The 16,613-nt window shown below is 42.5% G+C and carries 12 protein-coding genes, 2 rRNA genes and 1 pseudogene; 5 read left to right on the top strand and 10 right to left on the bottom strand.

Annotated features, from left to right (window positions below; genetic code table 11):
* Positions 1–125: 125 nt before the first annotated feature.
* The 3 genes and pseudogenes from R2H34_RS00225 to R2H34_RS00235 all read left to right on the top strand — a co-directional run bounded on the left by R2H34_RS00225 (position 126) and on the right by R2H34_RS00235 (position 4,181).
* Positions 126–3,016, top strand: a 23S ribosomal RNA gene (locus R2H34_RS00225).
* A gap of 174 nt (positions 3,017–3,190) precedes the next feature.
* Positions 3,191–3,305, top strand: a 5S ribosomal RNA gene (gene rrf, locus R2H34_RS00230).
* A gap of 201 nt (positions 3,306–3,506) precedes the next feature.
* Positions 3,507–4,181 (top strand): annotated as a pseudogene (locus tag R2H34_RS00235) (AAA family ATPase).
* A gap of 201 nt (positions 4,182–4,382) precedes the next feature.
* Here the strand turns inward: R2H34_RS00235 and R2H34_RS00240 are convergent.
* From R2H34_RS00240 to ribF, 5 genes are all read right to left on the bottom strand, one after another.
* The gene (locus R2H34_RS00240) at positions 4,383–4,925 is read right to left on the bottom strand and encodes an NADPH-dependent FMN reductase (protein ID WP_075695959.1); all 543 of its coding nucleotides are present in this window, start codon (positions 4,923–4,925) and stop codon (positions 4,383–4,385) included.
* A 104-nt stretch (positions 4,926–5,029) separates the two neighbouring features.
* Entirely contained in the window at positions 5,030–5,512 is a 483-nt protein-coding gene (locus R2H34_RS00245; protein ID WP_004907359.1) for an FKBP-type peptidyl-prolyl cis-trans isomerase, read from the bottom strand.
* On the bottom strand, positions 5,505–6,044 hold the full coding sequence (lspA, locus tag R2H34_RS00250) for a signal peptidase II (protein WP_075695958.1): 540 nt from the start codon (positions 6,042–6,044) through the stop codon (positions 5,505–5,507). The genes R2H34_RS00245 and lspA overlap by 8 nt, the downstream gene beginning before the upstream one ends.
* On the bottom strand, positions 6,037–8,874 hold the full coding sequence (gene ileS, locus R2H34_RS00255; RefSeq protein ID WP_075695957.1) for an isoleucine--tRNA ligase: 2,838 nt from the start codon (positions 8,872–8,874) through the stop codon (positions 6,037–6,039). The genes lspA and ileS overlap by 8 nt, the downstream gene beginning before the upstream one ends.
* A gap of 63 nt (positions 8,875–8,937) precedes the next feature.
* A complete protein-coding gene (gene ribF, locus R2H34_RS00260; protein ID WP_318342362.1) occupies positions 8,938–9,939 on the bottom strand; it encodes a riboflavin biosynthesis protein RibF in 1,002 nt (333 codons plus the stop codon).
* Between the two features lie 207 nt (positions 9,940–10,146).
* Between ribF and R2H34_RS00265 the strand changes: the two genes are divergently transcribed.
* Both R2H34_RS00265 and R2H34_RS00270 read left to right on the top strand, forming a co-directional pair.
* Positions 10,147–11,280 (top strand): TDT family transporter, encoded by a 1,134-nt coding sequence (locus R2H34_RS00265; RefSeq protein ID WP_075695955.1) that lies wholly within the window; start codon positions 10,147–10,149, stop codon positions 11,278–11,280.
* Between the two features lie 67 nt (positions 11,281–11,347).
* Positions 11,348–11,914, top strand: a complete 567-nt coding sequence (locus tag R2H34_RS00270; protein WP_004956924.1) for a 5'-nucleosidase — start codon at positions 11,348–11,350, stop codon at positions 11,912–11,914.
* Between the two features lie 45 nt (positions 11,915–11,959).
* Here R2H34_RS00270 and R2H34_RS00275 read toward each other — a convergent pair whose 3' ends face one another.
* The 5 genes from R2H34_RS00275 to R2H34_RS00295 all read right to left on the bottom strand — a co-directional run bounded on the left by R2H34_RS00275 (position 11,960) and on the right by R2H34_RS00295 (position 16,601).
* On the bottom strand, positions 11,960–12,571 hold the full coding sequence (locus R2H34_RS00275) for a TetR/AcrR family transcriptional regulator (protein ID WP_151760338.1): 612 nt from the start codon (positions 12,569–12,571) through the stop codon (positions 11,960–11,962).
* 242 nt (positions 12,572–12,813) lie between these two features.
* Complete coding sequence (locus R2H34_RS00280) at positions 12,814–13,605, bottom strand: ABC transporter ATP-binding protein (protein ID WP_004907338.1); 792 nt, start codon at positions 13,603–13,605, stop codon at positions 12,814–12,816.
* 13 nt (positions 13,606–13,618) lie between these two features.
* Positions 13,619–14,410: an aliphatic sulfonate ABC transporter permease SsuC gene (ssuC, locus tag R2H34_RS00285; protein ID WP_318342363.1), complete on the bottom strand. Its 792-nt coding sequence runs from the start codon at positions 14,408–14,410 to the stop codon at positions 13,619–13,621.
* Entirely contained in the window at positions 14,407–15,582 is a 1,176-nt protein-coding gene (gene ssuD / locus R2H34_RS00290; protein WP_318342364.1) for an FMNH2-dependent alkanesulfonate monooxygenase, read from the bottom strand. The genes ssuC and ssuD overlap by 4 nt, the downstream gene beginning before the upstream one ends.
* Before the next feature lie 32 nt (positions 15,583–15,614).
* A complete protein-coding gene (locus tag R2H34_RS00295) occupies positions 15,615–16,601 on the bottom strand; it encodes an aliphatic sulfonate ABC transporter substrate-binding protein (RefSeq protein ID WP_318342365.1) in 987 nt (328 codons plus the stop codon).
* Positions 16,602–16,613 lie beyond the last annotated feature (12 nt).

Below are 16,613 nucleotides of genomic sequence, written 5' to 3' on the forward strand. Positions count from 1 at the left end.
GTTTTGGTATATGAATTTAGATTGAAGCTGTATGGTGATTAAATTCACAGACAACAAACCAGTAGCAATTAAGTTTGCAACGATAACACTCACTTGTATGTGTTAACGACTGTTTGGGGTTGTATAGTCAAGTAATTAAGTGCATGTGGTGGATGCCTTGGCAGTCAGAGGCGATGAAAGACGTGATAGCCTGCGAAAAGCTCCGGGGAGGCGGCAAATATCCTTTGATCCGGAGATTTCTGAATGGGGGAACCCACCCGCTATAAGGCGGGTATCATAAACTGAATACATAGGTTTATGAAGCGAACGAGGGGAAGTGAAACATCTCAGTACCCTTAGGAAAAGAAATCAATTGAGATTCCCTTAGTAGCGGCGAGCGAACGGGGAGCAGCCCATTAAGTTATGTGTGTTTTAGTGGAACGCTCTGGGAAGTGCGAACGTAGAGGGTGATATTCCCGTACACGAAAGGGCACACATAATGATGACGAGTAGGGCGAGGCACGTGAAACCTTGTCTGAATATGGGGGGACCATCCTCCAAGGCTAAATACTCCTGACTGACCGATAGTGAACCAGTACCGTGAGGGAAAGGCGAAAAGAACCCCTGTGAGGGGAGTGAAATAGATCCTGAAACCGCATGCATACAAGCAGTGGGAGCCGACTTGTTCGGTGACTGCGTACCTTTTGTATAATGGGTCAGCGACTTATATTCAGTAGCGAGGTTAACCGAATAGGGGAGCCGTAGAGAAATCGAGTCTTAATAGGGCGTTTAGTTGCTGGGTATAGACCCGAAACCAGGCGATCTATCCATGAGCAGGTTGAAGGTTGGGTAACACTAACTGGAGGACCGAACCCACTGTCGTTGAAAAGCCAGGGGATGACTTGTGGATAGGGGTGAAAGGCTAATCAAGCCTGGTGATAGCTGGTTCTCCCCGAAAGCTATTTAGGTAGCGCCTCGGACGAATACCATTGGGGGTAGAGCACTGTTTCGGCTAGGGGGTCATCCCGACTTACCAAACCGATGCAAACTCCGAATACCAATGAGTACTATCCGGGAGACAGACTGCGGGTGCTAACGTCCGTAGTCAAGAGGAAAACAATCCAGACCGCCAGCTAAGGCCCCAAAATCATAGTTAAGTGGGAAACGATGTGGGAAGGCATAGACAGCTAGGAGGTTGGCTTAGAAGCAGCCACCCTTTAAAGAAAGCGTAATAGCTCACTAGTCGAGTCGGCCTGCGCGGAAGATGTAACGGGGCTAAAACTATGTGCCGAAGCTGCGGATTTGACATTAGTCAAGTGGTAGGGGAGCGTTCTGTAAGCCGATGAAGGTGTATTGAGAAGTATGCTGGAGGTATCAGAAGTGCGAATGCTGACGTGAGTAACGACAAAACGGGTGAAAAACCCGTTCGCTGAAAGACCAAGGGTTCCAGTCCAACGTTAATCGGGGCTGGGTGAGTCGACCCCTAAGGCGAGGCCGAGAGGCGTAGTCGATGGGAAATTGGTTAATATTCCAATACTTCTGTGTAATGCGATGAGAGGACGGAGAAGGTTAAGTCAGCCTGGCGTTGGTTGTCCAGGTGGAAGACCGTAGGCATGCATCTTAGGCAAATCCGGGGTGCTCTATGCTGAGAGTCGATAGCAAGCTGTACTTGTACAGTGAAGTGGCTGATACCATGCTTCCAGGAAAAGTCTCTAAGCTTCAGTTACACAGGAATCGTACCCGAAACCGACACAGGTGGTCAGGTCGAGTAGACCAAAGCGCTTGAGAGAACTCTGCTGAAGGAACTAGGCAAAATGGTACCGTAACTTCGGGAGAAGGTACGCTGCTGACGGTGATGGGACTTGCTCCCTGAGCGGTTGGCAGCCGCAGAAACCAGGCCGCTGCAACTGTTTATTAAAAACATAGCACTCTGCAAACACGAAAGTGGACGTATAGGGTGTGATGCCTGCCCGGTGCTGGAAGGTTAATTGATGGGGTTAGCGTAAGCGAAGCTCTTGATCGAAGCCCCAGTAAACGGCGGCCGTAACTATAACGGTCCTAAGGTAGCGAAATTCCTTGTCGGGTAAGTTCCGACCTGCACGAATGGCATAATGATGGCGGCGCTGTCTCCAGCAGAGGCTCAGTGAAATCGAAATCGCTGTGAAGATGCAGTGTACCCGCGGCTAGACGGAAAGACCCCGTGAACCTTTACTGCAGCTTGACATTGAACTTTGACCTTACTTGTGTAGGATAGGTGGGAGGCTTTGAAGTTGGAACGCTAGTTCCAATGGAGCCGTCCTTGAAATACCACCCTGGTAATGTTGAGGTTCTAACTCTGTCCCGTAATCCGGGACGAGGACCATGTCTGGTGGGTAGTTTGACTGGGGCGGTCTCCTCCTAAAGAGTAACGGAGGAGTACGAAGGTGCGCTCAGCGTGGTCGGAAATCACGCGTAGAGTATAAAGGCAAAAGCGCGCTTAACTGCGAGACCCACAAGTCGAGCAGGTACGAAAGTAGGTCTTAGTGATCCGGTGGTTCTGTATGGAAGGGCCATCGCTCAACGGATAAAAGGTACTCTGGGGATAACAGGCTGATACCGCCCAAGAGTTCATATCGACGGCGGTGTTTGGCACCTCGATGTCGGCTCATCTCATCCTGGGGCTGAAGCAGGTCCCAAGGGTATGGCTGTTCGCCATTTAAAGAGGTACGCGAGCTGGGTTTAGAACGTCGTGAGACAGTTCGGTCCCTATCTACCGTGGGCGCTGGAAATTTGAGAGGATCTGCTCCTAGTACGAGAGGACCAGAGTGGACGAACCTCTGGTGTACCGGTTGTCACGCCAGTGGCATCGCCGGGTAGCTATGTTCGGAAGGGATAACCGCTGAAAGCATCTAAGCGGGAAGCCTACCTCAAGATAAGATTTCCCTAGGAATTTATTCCTCTAAAGAGCCGTTCGAGACTAGGACGTTGATAGGTTGGGTGTGGAAGCACGGTGACGTGTGAAGCTGACCAATACTAATTGCTCGTGAGGCTTGACTATACAACACCCAAACAGTTGTTGTATTCAAGATAAATTCAATACATAACTTGATTTAGTGTACAAACTAGTTACAATACAGACCAATTATCTAATCCGTTAATAACTCTTTGGATCGTAAGTAAGGCAAACATTATTAATTAATGTGAATAAGACCCGAAAACACCACAACAGTTTGCTGGCGACAATAGCAAGAGTGAACCACCTGATCCCTTCCCGAACTCAGAAGTGAAACCTCTTCGCGCTGATGGTAGTGTGGCGTTTGCCATGTGAGAGTAAGTCATCGCCAGCTTTTAAATACTAAACACCCCCTCCGCATACGCAGAGGGGGTGTTTTTTATTGAATTTTTAAAATTTATAAAGAAAATTAAGGTGAGTACAGTTTAGTCTGGCTTTTGCATATGACAGCTTAAGACGTTCATAAATGAATTAAGGTATTTTTTAAACTTAAAATCTAGCATGCTATAACAAATAATAAATTTCCCAATATTTTATGCAAGAAAGACCTTATATTCGAGCTGTAAAGTTTAAGTCGCCTGAGTCTTTGGATTGGGCTAGCTACCCTTATGTCGTACCAGCTGTTAACGATTTAGGAAGCATCAAGTTTCACCCACAAGTAACTTTCTTTGTCGGGGAGAATGGTTCAGGGAAATCGACCATTCTTGAGGCCTTAGCACTTGCTTTGGTTTTTTCAGAAGTTTGCATCAGGCGATTCGAACGATAAAAAGCTATAAGAAGCCTCAAGATTATTACTTTTTACGTGCCGAGAGCTTTTATAACGTTGCAACTTATATGAACAAGTGAACTATTTTGTGGAGTATGGGGGAGATATGCACTTATGCTCACATGGGGAGGCTTTCTTAAAATTATTAACAATAAAATTAAAAGGGAAAGGTTTATACCTTTTAGATGAACCAGAAGCAGCCTTGTCTCCAACGATGTTGATGACAACCTTATCGGTTTTAGATCGTTTATGTCAGGAGCAATCTCAATTTATTATTGCTACCCATTCTCCTATTTTATTGGTTTATCCAAATGCCAAAATTTATCAGTTTTCGGACACAGGGATTAGAGTGATATCTTATGAGGAAACAGAACATTTTAGAGTGACAAAGGATTTTTAAATAATTATCAAAAAAGAATTCAGCAATTGCTAGAGAAAGAATAGATAAAAAGAAGCCCCATCATCTTGACGGGGCTTCTTAGTATTCAGTTTCTTGTCGTTTATATTCCTTATCAACGACCGCTTCCTGCGTATCTTGTTATTTTCGATGAGACTTCCTGTCTCTTTATGCATCTTATATTAGCGGTCAAGTCGACGGTGGAATAGACGTAAATCTACCTGATCAATGTACGCCTAGACGTACAATTAGGCGATATTATATTTCTGTAATTTGGCAACGAGTGCTGCTAATCCTTTTACTTCAAATTCATTGGCTTCAAATTTTTCGTCTTTATTACGTTTAAAGATGTCGCGAATTTCAATCACTGCATTTGGATCAATAATTCCTAAGCTTGAAGTTACTTGACGAATTTGGCTAATTGAACGTGAACCATTGGTTGAACCATAGCCGATAAAAGCTGCTGGTTTGCCTTGCCATTCTTTACCGACATAATCCAAGGCATTCTTCAGTGCTGGACTATAGCCATGGTTATATTCAGGGCTAATAAATATGAATCCTTGTGCTTGTGCAATTTTATCTGCCCAAGCTTGCTGTTTAGGTTGGTCATAGATACCTGTTGCAGGTGGGTGAGCACCTGCAAATAACGGTAAATCCCACTCTTTAAGATCGACGATTTCTGTTTGAAGATTATTTAATGTGAGCTCAGAGATTGCTTGTTGTACCCAGTTTGCAACTTTAATTGCAGTTCGACTTTCACGAACACTGCCGACAATAATATAAATGAGCATATTTAAATTCCTATGTGTTATTGCTTTGATTTAAAAATGAATGTTTCTATGGTCTTATACAATTCTTTAGCGTTAAAAAAAGCTCTCATTTGAGAGCTTTTGTGTTACATCAATTTGATGCCTTGCTGACCTGCTGGGGTCACTTTAAAGATTTCAACTTCAAAGGTAATGTTTTTACCAGCAAGTGGATGATTAAAGTCAATCTCTGTGATGTCATCATTGACTGATTTTACGATGCCAAACAGGGTTGCTTTAGCTTTATCTTCAAATTCAATCATATGCCCGATGATAGGACGTTGTTCAAACTTCACGGTATCAAAAGTTTGAATATTTTCAGGATTCCATGGACCAAAAGCATCTTCTGGCGGTAAATGTACAGTACGACGATCGCCTGCACGTAAACCAAATAATGCCTTTTCAAATCCTGGGAGTAGGTTGCCATCACCAATGACTAGACTAACAGGCTCTTCACGACCACGGGTATTATCAATTTCAACACCATTTTCGATCGATACTGAAAAATGTAAATCAACTTTTGAACCATCTTCAATCCGAATTTCTTCGTTTGGTTGGATAATTTCAGACATTTTTTGTTTCCGCATTTTGGATACGTTTCTTTTCAAGGAAGAAAGTATCGATAAGTAGCAGGATTGTTCCTAAGGTAATCGCACTATCTGCAATATTAAAAGCAGGGAAGTGACTGTCTTGATAATAGACATGAATAAAGTCAACGACATAACCCAATGAGACGCGGTCTATAAGGTTGCCTATAGCACCACCGAGAATTAATGCAATTGCCATCGGAAGGATGATCATTTTTTTTGGCATTTTCATTAACCAAAAAATAAAGATAATCGAGACAAAGCCTGCTAAAGAAGTAAAAAAGTAACGTTGCCAGCCACCAGCATCAGAGAGAAAACTGAATGCAGCACCATAGTTATGCAGTAATGTCCAATTCAGGAAAGGTAATACAGGAACAGGATCGGCATAGTTTAAGTGTGTACTTGCAATCCATTTTGTCCATTGATCTAACACAATGGCAAGGAGTGAAAGTCCAAGCCACATGAGATTATGAGGATAAAACTGGAACAAGCCTTTTTTTGCTTGTGTATTAGGCATACTTTCTCACTTCGCCACTACCAGTGACATTGACGATACAACGAGCGCATAAACCAGTATGACCAACGTGAGTATTCACGTCTGGCAATACATGCCAGCAACGTACACATTTTTCACCATCAGCCGCAGAAACTTTAACACGTAATCCTGTTAAGTCAGTGCTTTCACCTTGTTCAGCATACGGGTGAACGATGACTTGAGACGTGATCAAGACGAAACGTAATTCATCAGCCAACTGATTTAATAATGTTTGTAATGCTTCATCTGCCCAAAGTTCAACTTTTGCAGATAAGTTACTACCAACGAGTTTAGCGTTACGTGCTGCTTCTATCTGTTTATTTACTGCTGATTTTACGCTAATCAATGTTTGCCAATCTGCTTCTGAAAGCAAGTTTGCTGTTGATGCAGTTGGGATGTCATACCATTCAGCAGTAAATACATATTTCTCAGTTTGTTCTGGGATCAATGGCCAAGCTTCTTGAGCTGTAAAGCTCAGGATTGGTGACATCCAGCGTACAAAAGCTTGTACTAAATGATACAACGCAGTTTGTGCTGAACGGCGAGCTTGTGAATCCGCTTTGGTGGTGTACTGACGATCTTTGATGATGTCGAGATAGAAACCACCTAAGTCATTGATACAGAAATTGGTCAATGCGTTAGTTACAATGTGGAAGTTCATCTCTTCATAGGCTTGCTGAATGGTTTTTTGTACTTCAGCCGCGCGTTGCAAGATGTATTGGTCTAATGCGATCAATCCGTTTACAGGTAAAGCATCTGTTGATGGCTTGAAACCATTTAAGTTTGCCAACAAGAAACGTAAAGTGTTGCGGATACGACGATAACCATCAGACGCACGGCTAAAGATTTCTTTACCTGCGGTCATTTCATAGCGATAGTCAGCCGAAGCAATCCAGAAACGTAAACCATCTGCACCCATATCTTTGATGATGTCTTGTGGGGTGATGATGTTGCCTAATGATTTAGACATTTTACGACCTTTCTCATCCACGACGAATCCGTGAGTGAGTAGACCTTTATATGGTGCACGTTCATTGATCGCAATTGAAGTTAACAATGACGATTGGAACCAGCCACGATGTTGGTCAGAACCTTCAAGATACAGATCTGCAGGGTCTTGTAACTCTTCAAGTTCACGCAACACTGCATAATGTGTAGTACCTGAGTCAAACCAAACGTCAAGTGTATCGCGTACGGCATTGTACTGTTCAGCATCTGCGCCAATGAAGTCGCTAGCATCGCGGTTATACCAACCATCAATACCTTCTTGTTCGATCAGTTTAGCAACTTCTTCAATGAGTTCAGGTGTACGAGGGTGTAATGCATTAGTATCTTTATGTACAAAGAATGGGATTGGTACGCCCCAAGTACGTTGACGTGAGATACACCAGTCAGGACGACCTTCGATCATCGATTGAATACGATTTTTACCCCAATCTGGAACAAATTCGATGTCATTTTCAATCGCATTTAAAGCAGTTTGACGTAAACCTTTGGCATCCATGCTGATAAACCATTGTGGTGTTGCACGGAAGATAATCGGTGTTTTATGACGCCAGCAGTGTGGGTAGCTATGTTTGATTGGCTGATGCGCCCATAGACGACCGACAGCACCCAAAGCTTCGATAATTTTTGGATTGGCTTTGTAGATGTGCTCACCCGCAAAAATCGGTGCAGTTGGTAAATATACGCCATTACCACCGACTGGATTATCGACTTTTAGATTGTATTGCAGTCCTACTTTATAGTCGTCCACACCGTGTCCAGGAGCAGTATGTACCGCACCTGTACCGCTAGTCGCAATTACGTGCTCACCAACAATTACTGGGACTTGACGATCAGTAATTAAAGGATGTTGTAATAATAGCTTCTCGATGACAGCACCTTTAAAGTCAGCCAATACAACTGGATTTTCGAGTTTGTAACGTTCGATTGCTGATTCAACTAAATCTTTGGCAAGAATAAAGTTTTGTGAGCCTCGTTCAGTGCTTACTTGTACAAGTTGGTAGTCAATGTCGGCATGTACTGCAACAGCTTGGTTGGCAGGTAAAGTCCACGGTGTAGTTGTCCAAATGACAATATCAGTTACATCTTGAACATCAATACTTAGACGTGCGCTTAAATCTTTAAGATCAACAACCGTAAAGCCAACATCAATTGCATCAGATTTTTTGTCTTCGTATTCAACTTCTGCTTCTGCAAGTGCAGAACCACAGTCCAAACACCAGTTCACAGGCTTCAAACCTGGTTCAATATGACCCGCTTTAGCAATCGCACCCAACGAGCGTACAATGTCAGCTTCTTGTTTAAAGTTCATGGTGAGGTATGGGTTATCCCAGTCACCAAACACACCCATACGCACGAAGTCTTTTTTCTGTAACTCGACTTGTGTGTAAGCATATTCACGGCAGGCTTTGCGGAAGGTAGATGCGTCGACCTTGACACCAACCTTACCCACTTTTTCTTCTACTTTAAGCTCAATCGGTAATCCGTGACAGTCCCAACCAGGAACATAAGGTGCATCAAAGCCATCCATCACGCGGCTTTTGATGATGATGTCTTTTAGAACTTTATTGACTGCATGACCTAAGTGGATTTGACCATTGGCATATGGAGGGCCGTCATGAAGTACATATTTTTTCTTGCCAATACGCGATGCGCGAATCTGCTGATAAATGTTGTCGGCATACCACTCTTCTAACCATTTGGCTTCACGCACAGCCAAATTTGCTTTCATGGCAAATTCAGTATCAGGCAAATTGAGTGTGGCTTTATAATCCACTGCATTTTCAGGAGTTTGCTTATCGCTCATGCAAGTTTTCTTCCAGTTTTATCAGTCTAAACTGACATGTTCTACAAAAATGAAATTTAAAATTTAAAAAGGAAATTCTGGTGTACGCTTACGATAGTCTCGTAGTTTTTGCACATCATCATCGATCCCAGCTTTGAGTGCTTCAAGCGAAGGGTAATTCAGTTCACCATGTAGATAGTGAAGGAAAGTTACCCGCATCAATAAGCCATACAGATTAGCAGAAACATCGGGGAAATGTACCTCTAATCGCCATTCTAGCTGGTCTTGTTTGATGGCTGGACGTGTTCCGACATGACCTGCGCCAAATAAACTGTCGGCTTGATAGCCCTTAATTCCGTTCAAAGCAGGATCAGTGTGCTTTGTTTTTGCTGTGAGTGAGGCATTTTCACAGACGACATCCACCGCATAAATACCACTTAAACACGGTTTATGGTGATTTAAACGGACATTAATCGTTGGAAAATCAAGGGTACGTCCAATCTGATCGCCATATTGCACACGACCTGTAATGCTGTATGGACGACCCAATAATTTAGCAGCTAAAGCAAGATCACCTGCTTGTAAAACTTGACGAATACGAGTTGAACTCACACGTTCACCATTTAAAGCCACTGTATTTAAATTAGTGACGTCAAATCCATAATCACGTAGGAATTCGCTATTGCCTTGGCGGTCTTTACCAAAATGAAAGTCATCACCTAATACTAAGCTTTGAGCATTGAGTTTTAATTTGAGTAACTCAGCAAACTCGGTTGCATTAAGACTTCTAAAATACTGATCAAACTTGGCGACAGCAATATAATCCACCCCTAACTCAGTTAAATATTCTACTTTTTCTCTGAGCGAGCTAATACGTGGTGGTGCGTCATAACCTTTAAAAAATTCAAGCGGTTGTGGCTCAAAAATCATCACTAATGTTTTTAAGCCTTTGGCATCAGCCAATGTTTTCAGTTGAGCAATCATCGCTTGGTGACCCAGATGGACACCATCAAAATTGCCAATCGTTACCGCGCTCGGAGGTAACTGAAAATCTGGCGATAATGCGTTGAGACGAAGCAACTTCATGGGCGTTAAATTCAGTGAATTTTGCAAAGGCTATATATTGCCATATTCTCAGCGATTCGTCTTGTTGTTGTGTTTTTACGCAAGGAAATTTCAATATTTAAACGCAATATATCATTTTTATTGATTCATTAAATAAAAATAAATCAGTTTTTCTTATTAATTGGGTCGCTTAAGATAGCTTAATCGTCGCTATAGATCGAGAAAGAGATGAAAAAGCCATTTTATCAGCTAGAACAAAGCAGAGATGTGATTCGCCATTTTACCCCAAACTGGTTTACCGCCACGATGGGAACAGGTGTGGTGGCGATGATTTTAGCACAGCTGCCTTTTGCTTCATCAGTCTTGTTTATGCTTGCGACTAAATTATGGCAGTTCAATATCTTGCTATTTATCACTTTCAGTATTCTTTATGGCTTGCGTTGGATTCTATTTCCGACTGAAGCAAAACAGATTTTTAACCACCCAAACATGAGCTTGTTTTTAGGTGCGATACCGATGGGACTAGCGACGATTGCGAATGGTTTCCTGAGCTTTGGGGTGCATTTATATGGTGATATTGCGGTTCAGATAGCGACTTATCTTTGGTATCTCGATGTATTTTTTGCGGTGCTGATTGCCTGGGTGGTGCCATTTTGTATGTTTAGCTGTCAGGACCATCAATTGCAACGTATGACTGCGGTTTGGCTGTTGCCAATCGTGGCATGTGAGGTGGCTGCGAGTTCTGCAGGATTACTATTACAGCATTTGGCCGCGGATCAGCATGCTTTAGCGATCTTGATCATGGGGTATGTGCTGTGGGGGATTTCTGTATTGCCTGCTTTTGCAATCTTAACCATTTTAATGTTACGTCTGGCTTTGCATCAGTTGCCTGAAAAAGAAGTCGCGATTTCTAGCTGGTTATGTTTAGGACCGATTGGAACAGGGGCATTGGCTTTGTTGTTACTCGGTCAGCAAGCTCCACGTATTTTGAATGCTGTTGGATTAGAAGAATTGGCGACAATAGTGCCAGCCATAGGCGTCATTGGTGGTTTGGTGTTATTGGGCTTTGGCTTGTGGTGGTTTGGCATCGCGGTTTTAACGACTGTACGTCACGCGCGTACAGGGATTCCTTTTAACCTTGGTTGGTGGGGGCTGACTTTCCCATTTGGTGTATTTATTTTAGCGATCTTTAATTTGGCGCATCAGTTACAGTTCAATTTCTTTACCTATATTGCTGTAGCTTTGAGTATTGTTTTGCTAGCGTTATGGGCTTTGGTGATGAAAAAAACAGTGGTTGGTGCATATAGTGGTCAACTATTTTTCTCTCCTTGTTTGGTCGCCTTACAGCAAAAGATGCAATAAGATAATCGTTGTGCAAGAGCACACCTTTTTATGTGTGTTGGCTTTAATCTGAATAGAGTATGTGGTTATGAATGCTGATGTTGCTTTGATGATGGCACTGCCAAATGAATCAAAAGGTCTATTTGAGCAAGCTGGAATTGAAGTTCACTATAGTGGTATCGGTAAAATTAATGCAGCATTCAAGGCATTTGAGGTAATCCAAAAAACGGGATGTAAAACCTTGATCAACTTGGGTAGTGCTGGGAGCTCTCATTTTAATGCACATAGTTTAGTTGAGGTGACGACCTTTGTGCAGCGCGATATGGATGTATCACCCTTGGGCTTTGCGGTCGGGGTCACGCCTATGGATGAACATTTACCTGCTGAGATTCATACACCAGCCTATTTTGAATATTTACCTAAAGGTATTTGTGGTACAGGCGATTCATTTGAAACTGGGGTTCCAAAGGTTCATTGCAATTTAGTAGATATGGAAGGTTATGCTCTGGCAAAGGTGTGTCAAAAACTTGGGGTGCGGTTGATTTCAGTAAAATATATTACGGATGGGGCAGATGATACTGCTCATTTAGACTGGGAAGAAAACCTATTGGTAGGGGCACAAAAACTGCTCGCTTTGTATCAAGCTCATTTCTAATAAAAAAGCCCATCGATCGAGATGGGCTTTTTTTAATGGGCTAATTTAGCGAGGGATCACACCATACAACATCATATGCACAGTGTGCTCAACCGTACGTTGAAACATACTACGGTTACGCAAAGTTTTACCTGTGACCATTTCCATTTGCGTCGAAAAATCAGCATAGTTTTGGGTGATTGCCCAAATATTGAGAATCAACAATTCAGGGTCAATCTCTGCCGACAATTTACCTTGCTCTTGCCAAGTTTGAATCACCTTGGTTTTACGCTTAAATAGCTTTTTCAAAGGGCCTTTTAAGATTGGTAAAATATGCGGCGCACCTTGAATAATTTCAAGGGCAAATAAACGTGAGGCTTTCGGTTGATCACGTGAGCTTTCAATTTTTTGAATTAAATAGTGAGTGAGGGCTTCAGTTGGCTCAAGCTCAGACTCTAGGGTTTGCAAGGGTGCAAGCCACTTTTGTAATACCGTGGTGAGCACTTCAACATAAAGTGACTCTTTATTTTCATAATAATAGAAAATATTCGATTTATGCATATTTGCGAGCTGGGCAATCTCATCCAAACTAGCTCCACTGAATCCATAGACGGAAAAAACATCGAGGGCAGCATTCAGCAGTTGATTGCGCTTTTGTGTACTTTTTTTCTGTTCCATCTGCGAGCTTGATTCAAAAAATGTCATTGACATTGTAAGATAAATTGTCCGATTTGTGCACAATAACACAGTTTTTTTGTCGAAAAATACGCAGTTCCAAGATGAATTGAAGCGATCTAATTGATAATACTTGAAATCTAAAAAATGAATTACATATTTTGTAAACAATTCAGTGTTAAATGCTGATGAATAAGCTCATTTTTTGATGCATATCCAGTGGAATTTATGATCATGGTGCGGTTTTAAGTTGCTAAAACCGCATCTAACACTTGTTGTTCCAACTGCGCAAATGCAATAGTTTTCTTACGTGGTCGTGGTAAATTCACTTGAAATTGATGTGCAATATGTCCTTGATCTAGCAAAATAATTCGATCTGCCAATTGTACCGCTTCACTCACATCGTGTGTGACCAAAATTGCAGTAAAACCTTGTTCTTTCCAAAGGCGTTCAATCAGGCTTTGCATTTCTAAACGTGTGAGAGCATCTAATGCACCTAATGGCTCGTCCAGTAGTAGAATGCGAGGCGCATGCGATAGAGCACGCGCTAATGCGGCACGTTGACGTTGACCTCCAGAGAGTTGAGTTGGCCAATGTTCGGCTTTATCTTTTAAGCCCACTTTTTCTAGCAATTGCTCGGTAAATTTATATTTTTCTTTGGCTAATCCAAGTTGCGTATTTTTCAATACACTTTTCCATGGTAGTAGACGTGGATCTTGAAACATGACCCTAATATCAGCATTGGTAATCCCTTCTCTAAAATGGCGTGCAGATTGATATTTGATTTCGCCATAACTTGGTTTTTCCAGTTGGGCGATTAAACGTAACAAGGTGCTTTTACCACAACCACTACGTCCAACAATTGCAACAAATTCACCTGCTTGAATATCTAAATCTAGATCTTCTAATACTTTGACATCACCATAATATTTATAGAGTTGCTCAATTTGAATAGCAGCCCCATTGCTATTGTCATCCTTTGATAGTGAGTCTTGGGTGCGAGATTCACTTAAGAATTTTAGGTTGAGATTCGTCATAAATTGATCCTTTTTATTTTTGATAGCCTGCATGCCAACGCAATAAATAACGTTCTAATATCTGTGCAAAAACATCAGCTAGTTTTCCAAGTAGGGCATAGAGCAAAATGCCGACCAAAACGATATCTGTTTGTAAAAATTCACGTGCATTCATAGTCATATAACCAATACCAGATTGCGCTGATATTGTTTCAGCTACGATCAGAAGCACCCAAACCAAGCCGAGTGAAAAACGAAAACCGACTAAAATCGAAGGCATGGCCCCAGGTAAAATAATTTCTTTATACAGTTGCCAGCGACTCAGACCATAACTTTTTCCCATTTCGATTAGTTGAGGGTCAACAGAACGAATACCGTGATAAGTGTTGATATAAATTGGGAAAAACACACCGACTGCAACTAGAAATAATTTGGCTGTTTCATCAATACCGAACCATAAAATAACCAATGGAATCAGTGCTAAAGCAGGGATATTGCGGATCATTTGCAATGTGGTATCAAGTAAGGTCGATGCAATGCGTGATGAACCATTAAGTAGTCCTAAAAGTAGTCCGAGACCACCGCCGATCAACAAACCAAGCAGGGCACGACCTGCGCTGACTTTGACATGATGCCAAAGCTCGCCACTAATTAGTAAGTGCCAAAAAGCACTCACTACAGCGGTCGGTGCAGGAAGAACACGACTTTGCAAGAGACCCGAACTTGATGCAACTTGCCATATCACGATCAATAAAATAGGGAATAGCCACGGTAGTAGATTGGTAAAAATGCGTTGTGTTCCACGTGAAACATTTTGTGTAGTCATGTGGTCTCCTTGTTTAACACTTTAGGCTGTTTGACTTCGGGCACATAATTGTTAGCAATAATTTCACCGAAGGGGCCTGTTAAATGAGGTTGTGCAAGTTTCTCTCGTGTTTTTAGTGGCAATAACGGAAACACCAATTCTGCAAAACGGATTGATTCTTCTAAATGTGGATAGCCTGAGAAGATAAAAGTATCGATACCCAACTCAGCATATTCTTGAATACGAGCAGCAACGGTTTCTGGATCACCAACCAAAGCTGTGCCTGCGCCGCCACGAACTAAACCGATACCTGCCCATAAGTTTGGTGAGACTTCTAATTGATCTTTACGCCCGCCGTGCAAAGCTGCCATGCGCTGCTGGCCGACAGAGTCCATTTGTGCAAATTTTTTCTGCGCTGCTGCAATAGTCTCATCATCTAAATATTGAATTAACTCATCGGCTGCTGCCCAGGCTTGTTGGTTAGTCTCGCGTACTATCACGTGTAAACGGATTCCATAATTCAAGCTACGACCCTTTGCCGCAGCCTTAGCTTTTAAATATTCGATTTTGTCTTTTACAGCAGCTGGTGGTTCACCCCATGTTAAATAGGTATCCACTTGTTCCGCCGCAAGTTCAGTAGCATCTTCTGATGAGCCGCCAAACCAAAGGGGAGGATAAGGTTTTTGCACAGGTGGGTACAAAAGTTTGGCATCGTCAACGCTTAAGCGCTCACCATGAAACGTGAATGACTCACCAGTATGTGATCGGCTTAGGATTTCACGCCAAATTTTTACATATTCAGATGCCGTTTGATAACGCGTACTATGGTCTTCATATAAGCCATCACCTTTGAGTTCTTGCTCATCACCACCAGTCACAAGATTCAATAAAATACGACCATTTGTTAAGCGATCAAATGTGGCAGCCATTCGTGCAGCGAGTGCAGGCGTCGTGATTCCTGGTCGAAGTGCGACTAAAAATTTAAGCTGTTTTGTGGCATCGATGAGGCTTGCTGCGGTGATCCAAGGGTCTTCACAAGAGCGACCAGTTGGAATTAATACTCCTGCATAGCCAAGATTATCTACAGCAACCGCAATCTGTTTCATATAAGCATGATCGACCTGACGAGCACCCTTGCTGGTGCCTAAATAACGACTGTCACCGTGAGTGGGAATAAACCAAAAAATATTCATGTCGATGTTCCTTATGAAAGTAAAATAAGCATTTATTTGGTAGACCAAACGCTGCGCTGAACGTCAATTTGCACAGGGATCAATTGCTCTTGTTGAAATAAATCGGCAATCTCTTGTTGGTGGAGAATTACCTCTGTTGTGAGAGGACGAACAGGCGAAGGTTTTGGTCTTTTGTCTAAAACACGTTGAGCAACTTGACTATCTAAGCCTGTACTGCCTGCATAGATTTTTAAGGCTTGATCTTGGTGTTTTACGATCCAGTGATCTGCATCATTGATCGCATTTATGACTTTCTGTACAGCTTGAGGATGCTTCTGGATGAAATTTGGGTTGCCAATATAAAAAGAATAAGTGGTTGGGAAAGATCGCCCGTCAATCAACGTTTTGGTATGACCCTGTAATTCTGCAGTGCCCAAATAAGGTTCCCAAATTGCCCAAGCATCTACCGCTTTTTTGTCAAATGCAGCACGTGCATCAGAGGGCGGTAACCAAATGGGTTCGATATCTTGCCAAGACAATTGAGCTTTCTGTAAGGTCTTAGCGAGCAGCTCATGTGCACTAGAACCTCTTTGCACAGCAATTCGTTTACCTTTCAAATCTTGTAGTGTATTGATTTGGCTATTGGGGTGAACCAATATGGCTTGTGCAGTAGGTGCGACAACTTCATAAGCCACATAAGTTAATGGCTTGGCAGCTGCTTGAGCAAAAATAGGTGGTGTATTTCCAACAGAACCAAAATCGACAGCACCAACAGCCAATGCTTCAAGTAATTGTGGACCTGCAGGAAATTCACGCCATTCAATTTTGGCATTTGGAAAGGCTTGCTCGAATAATTTCTGTTGTCTTGCGACCAGTAGATTCAGCGAAGATTTTTGGAAGCCGATAGAAAGTGTTTTTACTGCGCTATTTTCAGTAGAGCTCGCAGTATCTGCCGACGGCTGTTCGATTTTTTGACAGCCTCCGATTGTCGCTGCCGCGATCAATACACCCAAAATTGAAACTTTAGAAAACACCTTCATCGAAATCTCCAA

Source organism: Acinetobacter sp. 16 (genome assembly GCF_033439925.1).
GTDB lineage: Bacteria > Pseudomonadota > Gammaproteobacteria > Pseudomonadales > Moraxellaceae > Acinetobacter > Acinetobacter junii.

What these genes read in the sequence shown, in the direction of transcription:
- R2H34_RS00280 (WP_004907338.1), bottom strand. Translation starts at nt 13,605, where the DNA reads ATGACGAATCTCAACCTAAAATTCTTAAGTGAATCTCGCACCCAAGAC.
- R2H34_RS00240 (WP_075695959.1), bottom strand. Translation starts at nt 4,925, where the DNA reads ATGCTCATTTATATTATTGTCGGCAGTGTTCGTGAAAGTCGAACTGCA.
- ribF (WP_318342362.1), bottom strand. Translation starts at nt 9,939, where the DNA reads ATGAAGTTGCTTCGTCTCAACGCATTATCGCCAGATTTTCAGTTACCT.
- R2H34_RS00270 (WP_004956924.1), top strand. Translation starts at nt 11,348, where the DNA reads ATGAATGCTGATGTTGCTTTGATGATGGCACTGCCAAATGAATCAAAA.
- lspA (WP_075695958.1), bottom strand. Translation starts at nt 6,044, where the DNA reads ATGCCTAATACACAAGCAAAAAAAGGCTTGTTCCAGTTTTATCCTCAT.
- ssuD (WP_318342364.1), bottom strand. Translation starts at nt 15,582, where the DNA reads ATGAATATTTTTTGGTTTATTCCCACTCACGGTGACAGTCGTTATTTA.
- R2H34_RS00295 (WP_318342365.1), bottom strand. Translation starts at nt 16,601, where the DNA reads ATGAAGGTGTTTTCTAAAGTTTCAATTTTGGGTGTATTGATCGCGGCA.
- R2H34_RS00265 (WP_075695955.1), top strand. Translation starts at nt 10,147, where the DNA reads ATGAAAAAGCCATTTTATCAGCTAGAACAAAGCAGAGATGTGATTCGC.
- R2H34_RS00275 (WP_151760338.1), bottom strand. Translation starts at nt 12,571, where the DNA reads ATGGAACAGAAAAAAAGTACACAAAAGCGCAATCAACTGCTGAATGCT.
- ssuC (WP_318342363.1), bottom strand. Translation starts at nt 14,410, where the DNA reads ATGACTACACAAAATGTTTCACGTGGAACACAACGCATTTTTACCAAT.
- R2H34_RS00245 (WP_004907359.1), bottom strand. Translation starts at nt 5,512, where the DNA reads ATGTCTGAAATTATCCAACCAAACGAAGAAATTCGGATTGAAGATGGT.
- ileS (WP_075695957.1), bottom strand. Translation starts at nt 8,874, where the DNA reads ATGAGCGATAAGCAAACTCCTGAAAATGCAGTGGATTATAAAGCCACA.